General features: G+C 70.7%; 9 protein-coding genes. 2 read left to right on the top strand and 7 right to left on the bottom strand.

The genetic code is table 11. The annotated features are described in order from the left end of the window. Positions 1-144 precede the first annotated feature (144 nt). The 5 genes from FB464_RS08605 to FB464_RS08585 all read right to left on the bottom strand — a co-directional run bounded on the left by FB464_RS08605 (position 145) and on the right by FB464_RS08585 (position 9,031). Positions 145-2,088, bottom strand: a complete 1,944-nt coding sequence (locus tag FB464_RS08605) for a S9 family peptidase (RefSeq protein ID WP_246092981.1) — start codon at positions 2,086-2,088, stop codon at positions 145-147. Next, positions 2,061-3,845, bottom strand: a complete 1,785-nt coding sequence (locus tag FB464_RS08600) for an N-acetylglutaminylglutamine amidotransferase (RefSeq protein ID WP_116414230.1) — start codon at positions 3,843-3,845, stop codon at positions 2,061-2,063. The genes FB464_RS08605 and FB464_RS08600 overlap by 28 nt, the downstream gene beginning before the upstream one ends. Beyond that, a complete protein-coding gene (locus FB464_RS08595) occupies positions 3,826-6,390 on the bottom strand; it encodes a carboxylate--amine ligase/circularly permuted type 2 ATP-grasp protein (protein WP_116414231.1) in 2,565 nt (854 codons plus the stop codon). The genes FB464_RS08600 and FB464_RS08595 overlap by 20 nt, the downstream gene beginning before the upstream one ends. Before the next feature lie 88 nt (positions 6,391-6,478). After that, a complete protein-coding gene (locus tag FB464_RS08590) occupies positions 6,479-6,934 on the bottom strand; it encodes a DUF4190 domain-containing protein (RefSeq protein WP_116414232.1) in 456 nt (151 codons plus the stop codon). Positions 6,935-7,039: 105 nt separating this feature from the next. Next, positions 7,040-9,031 (bottom strand): O-antigen ligase family protein, encoded by a 1,992-nt coding sequence (locus FB464_RS08585; protein ID WP_116414233.1) that lies wholly within the window; start codon positions 9,029-9,031, stop codon positions 7,040-7,042. A 66-nt stretch (positions 9,032-9,097) separates the two neighbouring features. Between FB464_RS08585 and FB464_RS08580 the strand changes: the two genes are divergently transcribed. Further along, a complete protein-coding gene (locus tag FB464_RS08580; protein ID WP_116414234.1) occupies positions 9,098-10,033 on the top strand; it encodes an alpha/beta fold hydrolase in 936 nt (311 codons plus the stop codon). 23 nt (positions 10,034-10,056) lie between these two features. Here FB464_RS08580 and FB464_RS08575 read toward each other — a convergent pair whose 3' ends face one another. Together FB464_RS08575 and FB464_RS08570 are read right to left on the bottom strand one after the other, a co-directional pair. After that, a complete protein-coding gene (locus tag FB464_RS08575) occupies positions 10,057-14,013 on the bottom strand; it encodes an ABC transporter ATP-binding protein (protein WP_211327332.1) in 3,957 nt (1,318 codons plus the stop codon). A gap of 87 nt (positions 14,014-14,100) precedes the next feature. Next, entirely contained in the window at positions 14,101-14,763 is a 663-nt protein-coding gene (locus tag FB464_RS08570) for a helix-turn-helix domain-containing protein (protein WP_116414235.1), read from the bottom strand. Between the two features lie 21 nt (positions 14,764-14,784). Between FB464_RS08570 and FB464_RS08565 the strand changes: the two genes are divergently transcribed. After that, entirely contained in the window at positions 14,785-16,179 is a 1,395-nt protein-coding gene (locus FB464_RS08565) for an NtaA/DmoA family FMN-dependent monooxygenase (protein ID WP_116414236.1), read from the top strand. Positions 16,180-16,321 lie beyond the last annotated feature (142 nt).

Raw genomic sequence — 16,321 nt, 5'->3', positions numbered from 1 at the left:
TACTTCGCCAGGTCCTTCGCCTGCGCGAAGACGCCGAGGGCGGTGCGGCGGGGGAACCGGGACTCTGATTCTGGGGCTTCTTGCTGGGATGCACGAGTCATGCGCTCATGGTATTGAGTTACACCTTTCGAGCGGAAGGATTGCTCAGAGGTTTTCTTTCAGAAAGCGCACCATGGTCGTGGCCAGCAAGGTGCGCGAGTCCGCGCGGCGGTACTCGTGGCCCTCCCCGGTGAGTTCGAGATACTCCACCGGCCGGCCGAGTTCGCGGAGCGAAGCCACGATCTGGTGCGCCTCGTTCACCGGCACGTTGGTGTCGAGCTCGCCGTGCACGACGAGCAGCGGCACGTCGATCCTGTCGACTTCGGTGAGTGGCGAGAGCTGGCGGAGGAGCTTCCGGTCGTGCTGCGGATGCCCGTACTTGGTCACGGCGGCGGCGGCGATCCACGGTTCGGTGTCGCGGTAGAACGTGAGCAGGTGCGACATGCCGCAGATGTCGATGCCCGCCGCGAACACCCCGGGAGAGAAGGCGAGGGCGGCGAGGGTGAGGTAGCCGCCGTAGGAGCGCCCGGTCACGGCGAGGCGCGCGGGGTCACCGACGCCGAGAGACACCAGGTGACTGGCCGCGGCCTGCACGTCGTCGAATGCGCCCTGCCGGCCGCGCACGTCGTCGAGGTGGCTGAACTCGCGGCCGAATCCGGATGATCCGCGCACGTTCGGCGCGAACACCGCGATCCCGGCGGCGAGAACGGCCTGGTACTGCGGGCTGAAGGTCGGCCGCTCCTGCGCTTCGGGCCCGCCGTGGAGGCTCAGCATGGCGGGGCCGGCGGCCGCGGCATCCGGAGCCCGGTACAACCAGCCGGTCAACGGCAACCCGTCGAGTCCGGTGAAGTGCTCGAGCGTCGGTACGACGAGTGCGGCAGCAGGGAGGTGCGGTACCTCGCTCACCCGGTTCCAGCGGAGGGCCCGGGTGTCGAGCCGCCAGAGTTCGCGCGGCCGCTCCGGCCCTTCGACGCTCAGGATGACCGTGGAGCCGTCACGGCTGAGTACGGGGGAAGACGCCACCAGCCCGGGGAGCCCGGGAACGGGTCTGCGTTCGCCGGTCGTGGTGTCGAAGAGTTCGAGTTCGCTGCAGCCGGCGTGGTTCCAGAGGAGCAGCAGCAGTCGTCCCTCGTCGTCGGCGTCGAGAGCTTCGAGCTCGGCGTCGTCGCGGGCTGCGAGTTCGAGCGGCTCGCCGCGGAGGCCGTTCGGGCCGAGGGGGAGGGAGGCGAGGCGTTGCCGCGGGGCATCCACCTCGGTCGCGAGGTAGGCGACGAGCGGCGCCTCGGAGTCGGCGGGGGCCGGACGCAGCAGGGCGACCGCTGTCGAGCCGGAGGTCGAGTAGGGCAGCAGCGGGTGGTCGGTGTCGTTCAGGCGGTCGACCACCACGCAGAACTCGTGGCCGCGGCGGCCGTCGCGCAGCACGACGAGCGCCTCGCCCACCGAGAGGTCGAGCACGTGGATCAGCTCGCCGAGGGCGAGCGGTTCGATCAGCCCGGTGGCCGGCTCGACGAGGAACGAGCGGGTGGGTTCGCCCGGTTCGACGCTCGGAACGGTGGTGACGACGCGGTGCCCGCTCCGGCTCCACGGCCCGAGTTCGGCGTGCTGCTTCCGGCTGCCGGCGATGAGCCGGGCGTCGCTTCCGTCGGGACGCACCACCCAGACCTGGCTGCGCACACCGCCGTCGGTCGCGACCTGGCAGGCGAGCCAGGCGCTGTCGGCCGACCAGCTGACCGCGGTGACGGGGTCGGGGCTGAGACGGATCGGGCGGGCGGAGGGCAGGTCGGCACCTTCCGCGACCTGCTCCGCGACATCCTGCACCCAGACCTCGGGCACGCCCCGGCGGTCGCTGATGAACGCCATCCGACGGGCATCCGGGGTCATCGTGGGGTTCCAGCTGCCCCACGCGGCCACCAGCCGGTCGCCGAGGTCGCCGAGATCGCCGAGATCGTTGGGAATACCGGAATCGCCGGGAACGCCAGGATCGCTGAAATCGTCGGGGGAGGGGAGCGCGTGACGCCCGGTCACGTGAGTCGATGAGTCTGTAGCCACATCTCCAGTAAACCCAACTGCCAGAGCGCATTCGAACCGAGGGTCGTGCGGGTCTCGTTCGGCGCGGCGAGCAGACGGTCGACCTCGCCGCGGTCGAAGAGGCCGCGCCGGGCGGCTGCGGGGTCGGTGAGCGCCTCCCGCACCCGCTCCAGATAGGGCCCTTCGAGCTGGCGGATGGCCGGAACGGGGAAGGAGCCCTTGGTGCGGTCGATGACCGCGTCGGGCACGATGCCGCGGCTCGCGCGTTTCAGGATGCCTTTGCCGCCGTCCGACAGTTTGAGTCCGGGCGGGATTCTGCCGGCCAGCTCCACGAATTCGTGGTCGAGGAACGGCACCCGGGCCTCCAGCCCCCACGCCATCGTCATGTTGTCCACCCGTTTCACGGGGTCGTCGACGAGGTTGATCGTGGTGTCCTGCCGGAGTGCGGCATCTACCGCCGTGTCGGCGCCGGGGCGGGCGAATTCCCGTGTCACGAATTCGGTGGGGGCGTCGTTCTCGAGCATCCATTCGGCGTTCAGCAGGCCGGGGAGTGCCGACCAGCGCCGGTCGAAGAACACCTTCGAGTACTCCTCGACGGCATCCTCGCGGGCGACCCCGGCGAGTGGCGGGTACCAGTCGTAGCCAGCCAGCACCTCGTCGGCGCCCTGGCCGGACTGCACGACCTTCACGCTCTGGGAGACGTCCTCGCTCAGCAGGTAGAACGCGACACAGTCGTGGCTCACCATCGGCTCGCTCATCGCGGCGACCGCCCCGTCGATGCCGGGCAGCAGCCGCGAACTGTCGATCGGGATGCGGTGGTGGTCGGTGCCGAACTCCTTCGCCACGAGCGTGGAGTACTCGAATTCGTCGCCGGATTCTCCGCCGGCCGACTCGAACCCGATGCTGAAGGTCTGCAGGTTCGTCTGGCCGAGTTCGCTGAGCAGGGCGACCACGAGGCTGGAGTCGAGCCCGCCCGAGAGCAGCACTCCGACCGGCACATCGGCGACCATCCGGCGTTCGACCGCTGTGCGGAGGCTCTGGATCAGGGCATCCTGCCAGTCGGCGTCGCTCCAGCCCGCGCGGCTCTCGTCGCGCGCGAAGTCGGCGCGCCAGTAGACCGTGTCGGTGAAGCTGCCGCCCGGCTCGACGACCCGAACCGTGGCGGGTGGCAGTTTCTTCACGCCCTGCAGGATGGTCAGCGGAGCAGGCACGACCGAGTGGAAGGTCATGTAGTACGCGAGGGCTTCGCGGTCTATCGATGTGTCGGTGCCGCCGCCCTCGAGCAGGGCAGGCAGCGTCGAGGCGAACCGCAGCCGCTCCCGGGTCTGGTCGAGGTAGAGCGGTTTGATGCCGAGCCGGTCACGGGCGAGCACCAACCGGCCACTCGCGTGCTCCACGATCGCGAAGGCGAACATGCCGAGCAGGTGGTCGACGACCTGGATGCCCCACTCGGCGTAGCCCTTCGCGATCACCTCGGTGTCGGAACCGGAGAAGAACCGGTACCCCTTGGCCCGGAGTTCCTGGCGCAGGGCCTCGTGGTTGTAGATGCAGCCGTTGAATGCCACAGTGATGCCGAGCCCGGCATCCACCATCGGCTGCGAGCCGGCCGCGCTCAGGTCGATGATCGAGAGCCGCCGATGGCCGAGGGCGACAGGCCCTCTCGCCCAGAGTCCGTCGCCGTCGGGACCGCGGTGCACCATGCAGTGCGTCATGCGGGCGAGGTCGCCCACGTCGGCGCTCCGGCCGTCGAACCTCAGCTCACCGGCCAGGCCGCACATGGGCGCTCCTCTCGTCGGAGGCGCTTTCCGCGCCGAGGATCCAGGTGTCCTTCGCGCCGCCGCCCTGGGTGGAGTTCACCACCAGGCTGCCGCTCGGCGCGACCCGGGTGAGGGCCAGGTCGGCGATCTCGAAGTCGGCCGGGCCGTCGCCCGTGACGTAGACGAAGGCGCGGAGGTCGACGTGCCGCGGTTCGAGCGTCGCCCCGGTGTAGGCCGGGAGGGAGGAGAGCGCCACCACCTCCTGCGCGACCCAGGCCGCCGGGTCGGAGGCGATCTCGTTCCGGCGGGCGGCGACCTGGGCGGCCGTCGCGGCGGGGCCGATCATGACGCCGCGGCCGCCTTCGCCGTCGACCGGTTTGGTCACCAGCTCGCCCACCCGTTCGAGCACGCTGCGGCGTTCGCTCTCGTCGCTGGTGCGATACGTCGGCACCGATTCGAGCAGCGGGCGTTCGTCGAGGTAGTACGCGATGAGGTCGGGCACGGTGCAGTACATCGCCTTGTCGTCGGCGACCCCGTTGCCCGGGGCGTTGGCGAGGAACACGTTGCCGGCGACCGCGACCTCGAAGATCTCCGCACCGATCGCCCGCCCGTCCGAGGCGCGCAGGTCGATCAGTTCGGGGTCGATCCGCACATAGAGCGAACGGATGACCGTCTTCCGCTCGCCCGTGACGACCCGGCCCTCGTGGATGTCGAGGTCGTCTGCCGTGACCAGCAGCAGGCCGGCGTCGTCGGCGAGGCGGGAGTGCTCGAACCAGGCCGAGCTCGCCGGGCCGCTGGAGAGCAGGGCGAGGGCGCCGAGCCCGGTCTTCTTCGCACCTCCGAGGCTCAGCCGCAGCGCACTGAGCGCCGAGTGCGGGTCGAGCAGGCCCTCGGGTCGGGGGAGGTCGGGCACGACCGCATCCATCAGCCGGCGTGCCGCCATCGCGTACGCGGCACCGCTGGGGGCGCGGACATTGTCTTCGAGCACCCGCCAGCCGCCGAATTCGTTCCGCACGAGATCGAAACCCATGATCGGGGCACGCACCGTGTCGCGGGGGAGCCGGGCGGCCTCGGCTCGCCAGCCGGGGGCCTGCCGGGCGCTCTCCGGCAGCACCCCGTCGTCGATCACGCGCTGGTCGCCGTAGATGTCGCGGAGGAACTCGTCGATCGCCCGGGCCCGCTGGCGGAGCCCGCGGCCGAGCTCGGCCCACTCGAAGGCGCTGATCACGCGCGGCACGAGGTCGACTTCGAACGGGGCGAACTCCCCGTTCACGCTGAAGGTGAGTGCGGCATCCGTCGTCCAGGCGTCGCGTGCCCTGCCGCGCTCGGCGAGGGCCTCGGGGCTCAGCGTGCGGTAGAAGTCGATGATCTCGCGGTAGTTCGGGCGCGGTGCAGCGCTCGGGCCGACCGCTTCGTCACCGGCGCGGGTGCGGTAGTGGCGAAGGGCGGATGCCGCGGGCTCGAGTCCTTCGGCGGGGCCGTGCGTCTCGGCCACGACCAGGTCGACCACGTCGGTGAGGTTGCCGCGCTCGGCGAACGCGGCGCGCTGGCGGTCTGCTGAGTTGCCGCGGGCCAGGGTGGTCTGGGCGAGTCGCCTGACCTCCTCGAAGTCGCCGAGCTCCTCGAGCTGGGGCCGCAGCCGCCGCACGAGGTCGCGCACGGCCTGGGCGGCCGGCACGGGCTTCGGATGCTCGGTGGTGTCGAGCAGGTGGCCCGAGAGCCCGCCGCGCGCAGCCTGCCACATCGCGGCGCGGTGCAGTGGCGCCCGGATGCCGAGCGGCGGCCTGCCGTCTTCGATCTCCAGCTCGGCGGCACGCACGCTCGCGCGGAACAGCCCCGCGATCAGCACGGCGTCGTCGACGATCGGGCAGGCATCGCAGACCCGGAGTTCGAGAGTCGGTTCGTGCGCGGAGGGCCGCACGTCGAAGTAGGCCATCTTCGCGTCGGCGATCACCCCGCTCGAAATGAGATCGGAGAGCATCTCGTCGTACTCCGCAGCGCTCGCGAGGTGACCGGTCGCGCCGGCACTCGGCCAGCGCTGCCAGATGGTGGTGCGGATGCTCGCATACCCGGTGTCGTGCCCGTTGAGGAAGGGCGAGCTGGCGGAGAGCGCAAGCAGGATCGGGATGTCGCGGGACACCCGCTGCGCGATCTGCACCGCCATGTCGCGGTCGGACACTCCGACGTGGATCTGCGTGCCGCAGATCAGCTGTTCGTCGACCAGCAGGCGATACTGCTCCTGCATGCGGCGGTACCGGCCGGTGGCGGTGAGCTCGAAGTCGGCGAACTCCGAATGGGGGGCGGTGCCGACCGCGGCGACGCCGAGCCCGAACTCGGCGGCAGCCCCGATGAGGTCGCCGCGCAGCCGCAGGAGCTCGTCGCGGAGGCCACCGAGGGTGGAGGTGACCGCGGTGTTCGTCTCGACGGTGGTGCGTTGGATCTCGGCCGAATAGTTGCCTTTCGGCAACCGCGAGAGCAGCTGTGGTGCACGCGCAGAGAGCTTTCCGCTCTCGAGATCGATCAGATGCAGCTCTTCTTCTGCTCCGAGGGTCAGCTCAGCACTCATGCCGACAACATACTGGCACCGCGCCCCGGACGACGGGTTGCTGGCCAGATTGCCGGGGACTTGACACGGGACGCCCGAGGGCGGCGGATCAGGTGTTGAAGTTGTAACCGGTGCTGTGCGACATCCCGGCCGCGCCGACGAGGACGACGATGAAGATCACGTAGGCGAGGATCGCGAGGATGACCAGGGCGGTGTATGCGTACCCGATGATGAGGCCCGCCAGTGCCAGGCCCCGCCCGGCTTCGCCCGTACGGCGGATCTGGGCGAGAGCGATGTGGCCGGTGACGATGCCGCCGATCGGGATGGTGAGCCCGAGCACGAGCGCGATGATCGCGAGGGTGTTGGTGCGCTGGCCGTAGGCCTGGGGCGGCGGAACCGCGTACGGGTCGTACTGCTGCTGTGCGGAGGGCTGGGGGTACTGCTCGGTCGGCTGGGTGTACTGGGCGGCATGGGGGTACTGCGCGGGCTGGGGGTACTGCTCCGTCGGTGCCGCCTCACCGTACTTCGGCTGCTCGGGGGCGTTGTACGGGTTCTGGTCGCTCATCGGCTGCAGCTTTCGTTCGGCGGACTCGTCATCGACCAGCCTACGGCTTCGAGGGTATAGCCACCCCGGCCTGCTTTCAGGCGTGATGAGCGTCGACGACCCGTCTCAGTTTCTGCCCAGGCGCGCGAGTTCTCCAGAGGCGCGCGCGAAGCCCGCGGAATCGCCGGTCTGCTGGTAGACGTACTGCAGGGTGAGCCAGGCGTCGGCGTCGTCGGGATCGACGGCGACGGCACGTTCGAGGGCCTGCTGGGCATCCGGAATCCGCCCGTCGAGGAACTGCACGCCGCCCAGTCTGTGGAGCGTCTCAGGATCATTCGGCGCCCGATCGTCGAGGGCGGTCAGCGTCTCGAGGGCGCCGTCGAGGTCGCCACTGTACTGCTGGGAGACGGCGAGGGCTTTGGCGCTCAACACCGAGTCGGGCGCAAGGTCGAGCGCGCGTGCGGCCCAGCTGCCGGCGAGCCCGGGTGCGCCGGGCTGGCCGCTGTCGGCGGCCTGCGCGAACGATTGGGCGGCGATGGAGCGGGTGTCGGCGTCCCACGGGCGTAGTGCCGCCGCGGTGGCGAAGGCGGCATCGGCGTCGGCGAGGCGCGAATCTGCGGCTGCGCTCACTCCGGCGCCGAGGGCGACTTCGGCGGAGCACGAGACCGCCACGAGCAGGGTCGAGGCGGCGAGGGCGGTGACTCCGAGCATCCGGAGCCCGCGGCCCGCCCGGCCTCGCGGCGCCGCGGGGAATCTGGATGCCGTGGGCGTCCGCGTGGCGACAGATCCGATCGGCACATCAGCGGGCCGGGCCACCACCATCCCCAGCAGCAGAGCCGCAAGCAGAGTCGTGGCGGGCGCCGTGAAGTGGGTGAGCAGCACGATCGTGAAGCCGAGCAGCGCCAGTGTCGCTCCGAGCACCGCGTCATCGCCCGAACGGATCCGGCGCCAGGCAGTCACCGCCGACAGCACGGCCAGGGCGCCGAGGCAGAGCAGCAAGGGGATGCCGCCGGCCAGCCCGGCCTGAAGGAGCAGATTGTGCGGGGAGTCGATCGTGACGCCTGACCCGACGTCGAAGAACCAGGTCGCCGAATGCACGGCCGCGATCTGGTCGAGGTAGCCGCTCGGGCCGACTCCGAGCAGCGGGTTCGCCCAGAGGAGCTGCGCTGCCTCCCGCCAGATGGTGAAACGGTCGCCCAGACGGGCCGGATCGAGGGCTGCGACATCGAAGATCCGCTCGCGGGACAGCGGTACGAGGAGCACGGCGGCGACAAGGCCGGCGATGCCGGCGAGGGCGAGGAGGGCGTGGACGGTAGCCGAACGGCGGTCTCCGGATGCCCGTCGGGCCACCAGCACCACGCTGGCTACGACGGCCACGGCGAAGAGCGCCGCCGTCGCGGCCCGCGAGGCCGAGAGCACCGTGCTGAGCGCGGCCGCCAGCAGCCCCGCGCGGAGAAGCCAGAGTGTTCCGGCGGCGCGCGGCCGGGGCGGAGCCGGGCGTTCCGCCCCGGTCGCCCGAGAAGCGCCACCACCACGCGTCGCGGCGCCGGGCCCCGGCATTCGGGGGGCCAGCGCCGGCAGCACGAGCAGGGCCGCGAACATCACTCCGACGATGCCCTGGTCGGTCGCGTTGCCGAGCAGGGAGCCCGGCCGGTCGAGGTCGCTCGGGATCGGCCGGAGTCCGAGCGTCTCAAGGGCCGCCACGAGGAAGACGGCCAGGGCAGAGACGGCGACGACAGAAAGGAAGACGCGATGGCGCAGAGCCGCGACACCGCCGAACAGCCGTGCGCCGGCCCACGCCGCCGCCAGATAGACCGGGAGCGTCACCAGGCCCTCGAATCGCGGCCATCGACCGAAGACCTGGGGCAGGGGTGCCGCGCCCGAGAGCGCCGCGATGAGGAGAACGGCCGAGCCGGAGAGCACGATCATCCAGAACCAGCGGGGGAGTCGCCCTGCGGCAGGAACCGCCGCAGCCAGCAGCGCGCCGACCAGGAAGACGATCTCCTTCGGGAGCACCCATCGGTTCAGCGCGCCGGGCAGGAGGACGATCGTCGAGACAGCGATGAGCACGATGGCGAGCGAACTCAGTCGCGTGCTCGCGCCGTCACCTGTTGCCACGATCGGTCTCCCCCCTGAGCGTGAGCGTAGCAGCCGTGCATTTCGCGCAGAGCCGGCTCGATTACCATGAGCACAGGGAGGCAGACGATGGTTCGGAAGGCCGTGGTCGCGCCGCTCAGGGAGAACCTGCCGCCGAGCATCCTCACCCTGCCGGACGGTCGGGAGCTGGCCTACCACGAGTACGGCGATCCGGCTGGGGTGGTCGTGCTGAACTGCCACGGTGGGCTCGTCAGCGGCATCGACGTCGAGTACTCCGACGAGCCGGCCCGGGCTCTCGGGGTGCGCCTCATCTCGCCCGACCGGCCCGGAATCGGTGGCAGTTCGCGAAACCCCGGGCACCGGATGCTCGACTGGGCGTCGACGGATCTGACCGTGCTGCTGCAGCACCTCGGGGTCGAGCGGTTCTCGGTGCTCGGCTGGTCGGAGGGCGGGCAGTATGCGCTCGCCGTCGCGCACGCGCACGCCGACCGGGTCGACCGCGTGGCTGTCGTCGCCGGGGCGCTGCCGCTCGCGGAGCCGGCGCATCCGTCACGGCTCGCCGAGCTGAACGCGAACGACCGTCGTCTCATCGCGCTGTCCGGGCGCGCGCCGTTGATCGCGCGCGCCTACTTCCTGGGGAGCCGGTGGCTGACCGTGCTGTCGCCGCCCCTGCTCGCGCGGCTCGCGTCCATCGGCCTCGGACCGAGCGACACGACCCTCATCACCACGTACTCGAACTGGTTCGCCCGGGCGATGGCCGAGTCGGTTGCCGACACCCGCGGGTCTGTCGACGACTACCGGGCGTTCGGTGCGCCGTGGGGTTTCGCGCCGGAAGACGTGCGGGCCCGGGTGGAGGTCTTCCAGGGCGATGCGGACCGCGTGATCCGGGCCGAGTGGTCGCGCATCCTGGTCGAACGGCTCCCGGATGCCCGGCTGCACGAATACCCGGGAGACGGCCACTTCGTGGCGCTCACGCGGCGTGCCGAGATCCTCGAACGCCTGGTCGCGCCGCTCCCTGGCTGAGGGATGGGGAGAGGGCGGCGGCGTCAGGCCGGGTGCTCGACCGACTCGAACGCCTCCCACATCGAGGCGTAGCGCCCGCCCGCGGCGAGGAGCTCGTCGTGCGAGCCGACCTCCGCGATGCGGCCGTCGTGCAGCACGGCGATGCGGTCCGCGGCGCGGGCCGTCTGCAGCCGGTGGGCGATGACGACGGTCGTGCGGCCGGCCGAGACGCGCTCCATCGCCGCGCTGACCCGTGCCTCCGTGGCGAGGTCGAGGTTCGACGTCGCTTCGTCGAGCAGCAGGATGGCGGGGTCGACGAGCTGGGCGCGGGCGAGGGCGATCAGCTGCCGCTGCCCCGCGGAGAGTGATCGCCCGCGTTCGCTGAGCACGTGCCCGTACCCGCCGGGCAGGCCCTGGACGAGGTCGTGCGCGCCGACGGCGCGGGCCGCGGCCTCGACACGATCATCCGGAGCCTCAGGATCGCCGAACGCGATGTTGTCACGCACCGACCCGGTGAAGAGGAACGCCTCCTGCGGCACGTAGCCGAGCTGCCGGCGGAAGGTGACGAGGTCGAGGTTCCGCACATCCATTCCGTCGACGAGCACGGCGCCCGAGTCGACGTCGTAGAAGCGGGCCAACAGTTTCATGACGGTCGACTTGCCCGCCCCGGTCTCGCCGACGAGCGCGAGCGTCTCGTGCGGCCGGATGTCGAGGGTGATCGCGTGCAGGGCCTCGCCGGGGACGGCCGCGGCGGCGGCACCCTTCGTGGGCACGGCCGGGTACGCGAAGTCCACGTCGACGAGCGAGAGCGCGCCTCGGAGTCTCCCCGGTTCGATCGCCGTTCCGGGCGCCGGTTCGGGGGTGAGCGTGTCGAGCTGCATCAGCTCCGAGATGCGGCCGACCGACACCCGCGTCTGCTGCCATGAGTCGAAGACCTGCGAGAGCTGCTGGATCGGCGAGAAGAACAGCGAGATGTAGAGGATGAACGCGATCAGGTCGCCCGAACTGAGCTGGCCGGAGGCGATGAGTCCGGCACCGACCCCCAGCACGATCGCATCGGCGACACTCGAGAGGAACTGCACGAACGGGAAGTAGAGCGCCACGAGCCGCTGGGCGGCGACCCGGGTCTCGAGGAACGACCGCCCGAGCCCGTGGAACCGTGCCACCGTCTCGCTCTCGTGCACGAAGGCCTGCGACTCGCGGACGCCGGAGAGGCTCTCCTGGAAGTCGGCGTTGACGAGTGCGATGCGGTCGCGGGCCGTGTCGTAGAGCGACGACGCGCGCTTGCGGAACCAGAACGTCGCAATCGCGAGCGGAACCACGACCGCGAGCGTGCAGAGCCCGAGCTCGAGGTTGAGCGCCACGAGGGCGACCCCGACGCCGACGAAGGTCACGACCGAGACGAGCGCCGAGAGGAGGCCGTTCTGCACGAGTGACTCGAACTGCACGACGTCGGTTGTCATCCGCGTCATCACCCGCCCGGCCATCTCGCGTTCGTAGTAGTCGAGCGAGAGCCGCTGCAGCTGCGACCAGATGCGGATGCGAAGCGAGAGCATCACGCGCTGCGCGATCCGCCCGGTGACGAACGTCGACGCGATGCCGTCGAGCAGGGCGGTGAGCGTGACCACGAGGTAGAGGGCGGATGCTCCGAGGAGCACCATCAGCGAACCCGCCTGCACGCCGTCGTCGATGCCGGTCTTCACCAGCACGGGCCCAGCGAGGCCCGCGACGGCGTCGATCACGACCAGCACCAGCCCGAGCGCCAGCGGCCGACGGAACTCCTTCAGCAGCCGCAGCAGCCCGAACTGCGGGTCGTGGCGGGTCTCGTGGGCCTCATCGATGCTCGGGATGTCGCGGATCGGGCCGAGCGCGGCGACGGCTTCGAGCAGGGCGGGGTCTGCGCCGAGCAGGCCGCCGTTCGCGCCCGGTGCGCCGGTGCCCGTGGCGGCACCCGCAGGTGCGCTGGTGCTCGTGCCGGCGCCCACAGCGGTACCGCTGCTCCTGCCAGGATGACGGGCCGCGCTGTTGCCTCCGCGAGCAGGTGCGGGGCCGGTCATGTCTGCGCCGCGGTTGCCGGGGTGGTCTGGGTGGCCGAACCCACTGGCGCGGGCCGCGGCATCCGCGTCGTCCTGCCTTCCCTCGACGAGCGTGCCGCGGGCGGTCAGATCGGCGAGTACCTCGATGCGGCCGTCGGCGGCTGCGGCACGGGTCTGCTCGTCGAGACCGGAGAGCAGCTCGCGGTAGGTCGTGCTCCGCGACAGCAGCTCGCTGTGCGTGCCCGAGTCGCTGATGCGGCCCTCCTCCAACACGACGATGCGGTCGGCGAGGTGCAGGGTCGACTCACGGTGCGCGATCAGCAGCACCGTGCGCCTGCCGAGGGCCCGTTCGAGCCCGTCGTGGATGAGCTCCTCCGTCTTCGCGTCGATCGCGCTCGTGGCATCGTCGAGGATCAGGATGCGCGGGTCGTAGAGAATGGCGCGCGCGAGGGCAATGCGCTGCCGCTGTCCGCCCGAGAGGCTGAGCCCGCGCTCGCCCACGACGGTGTCGTAGCCGCCGGGGAGCCGCCCGATGAACTCGTGCGCCTGGGCGACCCGCGCCGCTTCCTCGATCTCCGCTCCGCTCGCATCGGGCCTGCCGTAGGCGATGTTCGCGCGGATCGTCGAGCTGAAGAGGAAGCTCTCCTCGAACACCACGCCGACCTGCCGCCGGAGCGACGCGAGGGACAGGTCGCGGAGGTCGACGCCGTCGACGCTCACGGATCCCGCGTCGGGTTCGTAGAAGCGCGAGACCAGAGCGGCAACCGTCGACTTGCCGCTGCCGCTCGGGCCGACGATCGCGACGCGCTCGCCCGCCGCGATGTGCAGGTCGAAACCGTCGAGCACGGCAGGGCCGGCCGCAGAGGCCGCGCCCGCCGCGCGCGCCGCGCCGGCTGCAGCGGCCGCACCGTAGGCGAACCGCACCCCCTCGAAATCGATCGCCCCACCGCCCACGGGCAGTGCGACGGCGGCGGGGGCATCCACGATCGCCGGCCGCTGGTCGAGCAGCTGGAAGATGCGCTCGATGCCCACCCGCGCCTGCTGCCCGACGGTCAGGATGCCCGCCAGCTGCCGCGCCGGCGCCATCAGTTGTGAAACATAGGCCGAGAAGGCGAGGAAGGTGCCGATCGTCAGCTGGTTGTTCAGCGCGAGCCAGCCGCCGAACGCGAGCACGGCGACCTGCCCGAGGGTCGGCACGGCTTCGAGCAGCGGCTGGAACCGGGACTGGATGCGCACTGCCCGCATCTCGGAGCCGTAGAGCGCGGTGGAAGCCCCGATCATCCGCTGGATCTCGCGGCGCTCCCGGCCGAACGCCTTCACGACGCGCACGCCGGTGACGTCTTCGTCGACCATCTGCGCGACGTCGCCCTCGCGCTGCTGGGCGTCCCAGGTGGCGGGCAGCAGCCGGGCGCGCATGCGGTACGAGATCAGCACGAGCAGGGGAGTGACGACGAGGGCGACGAGGGCCAGCAGGGGCGAGAGCACGAACATCACCACGAGCGAGAGCAGCATCAGGATGACGTTGCCGCTCATGATCGGCAGCATCATCAGCAGGCCCTGCACCAGGGTCGCGTCGGAGTTCGCCCGAGACACGAGCTGGCCGGTCGGCATGCGGTCGAGGCTCGCGAAGTCGAGGGTCTGCAGGTGGTCGTGCATGCCATTGCGGAGGTCGTTCTGCACCTCGAGGGCGACCTGTCCGCCGTGGTAACGACGGAGGTAGGTGAAGCCGAAGGTGACAAGGGCAAGCCCGACCAGCAGGGCGAGCCAGGGCAGCAGCGGGGCATCCGCCACGAGGATGACGTTGTCGACGATCTGCCGCGCGACGAGCGGCACGACCACCTGGCAGGCGCTGCCGAGGAGTGCCGCGCCGAGGGAGAGCACCAGGCTCCTGCGGTGGCGGAGCATGTAGCCCCAGAGCCGCCGCACCCAGCCCGGGGGCGCGGATTCGGTGGGGGCTTTCGTCACCTCCTGAGTCTACGTGCGCCCACCCCGACCCCTGCCCCTCGCATCGAATCGATTCGATGGGGCCCGAACTGCTCGGATTCGGCGGCTTCAGAGCAGTTGGCGTCCTTTCGAGGGGCCCGGGAGCGGGGCCGCCGGGGCGGTCACGACGAGGACGCGGAAGCCGGCAGGGCCCGCGGCCCGCCAGGCGTGCCGGGTGCCCGCCTGGAACGTGACGGAGCCGCCGGCCGCGAGGCTTTCGACGACCGCGTCGTCGATGCTGCCGCCCGGACGGTCTTCGAGCCCGACCTCGAGGATGCCCGCGAGCACGTAGACGAACTCGTCCTCATCATGCACACCGAACTCGGTGAAGACCGTCTCTGCGCTGAACATCTCGACGCCGCGGAGGCCGCCGGGCTGTTCGGCCAGCTGCCAGACCGACCGGTCACCGCCGGCGGGGCGGTCCCGATGCGCGGAGTAGACCACGTCGACCGTCTCGGTCGTGCTCCGCCGGGGCGGGCGGTGGGCGAGAAGGTCTCCGGGCTGCACCCCGAATTCCGTCGCGATCCGGCCCATCGAGGCGAGACTCAGGCGTGCGTGGCCCCTCTCGACGAGGCTCAGGAAGGGCTGCGACATCCCGGTCGCCGAGGCGAGCTGCACCAGAGTCTGCCCGCGCGCCCGTCGCAGCTCGCGGATGCGGGCACCCATCGTGACCGCTTCCTCGTCGAGCGGTGCCGTGGAGGGCGAACTGGCGGGAATTCGTGAAGTCAACATATTTATGACATAAATATACCCATGAAGCCTCTCGTTTTCGGAATCTTCCAGTACATCGCCCCGAACGGCACCGTCGGATCGGCCTGGCAGCACCCCAGCGACACCTCGCACGAGTACCTCACCATCGCGCACTGGACGAAACTGGCCCAGAAGTTCGAGTCGGCCGGGCTCGACTTCCTGTTCCTCGCCGACAGCTACGGCTTCCCGGCGCTCGACGGGGAACTGCTCGAGGCGGCTGTGCGCGAGGGCCGAGGCATCCCCCAGGGGGATCCGATGCCGATCGTCACCGCGATGGCTGCCGTCACCGAGAAGCTCGGCTTCATCCTCACCACCTCGACCACCGTCGAGGCTCCCGCCGCGAACGCCCGCCGGTTCGCGACGCTCGACCACTTCACCGCCGGCCGCATCGGCTGGAACATCGTCACGGGTTCCTCCGGCGCGACCGCGGCGGCGCTGATGGGAAAGGACCTCATCGCTCACGACGTGCGCTACGACATGGCCGACGACTATGTCGACGTCTGCCTGAAGCTCTGGGAGGGGTCCTGGTCCGACGATGCGCTCGTCGTCGACAAGGCTGCCGGAGTCTACGCGGATCCCGCCGGGGTGCGGATGATCGACCACGACGGTCCGTACTACCGTGCCCACGGCATCCTGAACCTGCCGCCCTCGCCGCAGCGCACCCCGCTGCTCGTGCAGGCCGGAGCCTCGGGGCGGGGGCGGGACTTCGCCGGACGGAACGCCGAGGCGGTCTTCGTCGCCGGAGGAGTTCCGTCGGTGGTGGCCGCGAATGTCGCCGGGGTGCGGGCGAGCGCCGTTGCGGCGGGGCGGGCGGCCGACTCCGTGAAACTCCTGGTCGGGGCGCTGTTCATCACGGCGCCGACGCACGAGGAGGCCGTGGCGAAACACACGGAGATGCTCGCGATGTCGACCAACGAGGGCGCGGCGGCGATCTACGCCGGCAACACGGGCATCGACCTGCTGGCGCTCGATCCCGACCTCCCCCTGGCGCAGACGAGCACGGAGATGGGCCAGAGCAATGTCGAACGCTATCTCGCGAAGGACGGCACGCCGGCACCGCTGGTGCGCGACATCCTCGAGAACTTCCGAACGACAGGGATCAACGGGAGCGTCTTCGTCGGCACGCCGGAGGAGGTCGTCGATGCGCTCGAGGAATTCGTCAGAGCGACGGATGTCGACGGCTTCCTCGTACAGCCGCACCTGACCCCGGGCACCTACGACGACTTCATCGAGCTGGTGCTGCCGGTGCTTCGCGAACGCGGGCTCGCCCCGGGGGAGTACCGGGGCTCGACGCTCCGTGAGCAGCTGTTCGGTGAAGGCCGGTCGAGGCTCCCCGAGTCGCACCGAGGGCACGACTTCGCCTGGGCCGGGACAACCGGCGGCGACTCGGCCGGATGAGCCGGGAACTGTCACCCGCGCGTAACACGGACGGGAGCCGTTCGCTGCTATGGTTTGGCCATCGCCGTTGAACTCTGCCGCAGGCGTCTGACCTCTGCAGCAGAGCATCCGTGCGGAACATCCGCACAGACGAGGGGAAGCA

Origin of the sequence: Subtercola boreus (genome assembly GCF_006716115.1) — a bacterium.
Classification (GTDB): domain Bacteria; phylum Actinomycetota; class Actinomycetes; order Actinomycetales; family Microbacteriaceae; genus Subtercola; species Subtercola boreus.
The sequence above is the reverse complement of the archived record's forward strand: the minus strand, read 5'-3'. Positions and strand labels throughout refer to the sequence as shown.

Excerpts from the sequence above, each read along its gene's own strand:
- FB464_RS08590 (WP_116414232.1), bottom strand. The coding sequence starts at position 6,934 with ATGAGCGACCAGAACCCGTACAACGCCCCCGAGCAGCCGAAGTACGGT.
- FB464_RS08600 (WP_116414230.1), bottom strand. The coding sequence starts at position 3,845 with ATGTGCGGCCTGGCCGGTGAGCTGAGGTTCGACGGCCGGAGCGCCGAC.
- FB464_RS08595 (WP_116414231.1), bottom strand. The coding sequence starts at position 6,390 with ATGAGTGCTGAGCTGACCCTCGGAGCAGAAGAAGAGCTGCATCTGATC.
- FB464_RS08565 (WP_116414236.1), top strand. The coding sequence starts at position 14,785 with ATGAAGCCTCTCGTTTTCGGAATCTTCCAGTACATCGCCCCGAACGGC.
- FB464_RS08580 (WP_116414234.1), top strand. The coding sequence starts at position 9,098 with ATGAGCACAGGGAGGCAGACGATGGTTCGGAAGGCCGTGGTCGCGCCG.
- FB464_RS08570 (WP_116414235.1), bottom strand. The coding sequence starts at position 14,763 with ATGTTGACTTCACGAATTCCCGCCAGTTCGCCCTCCACGGCACCGCTC.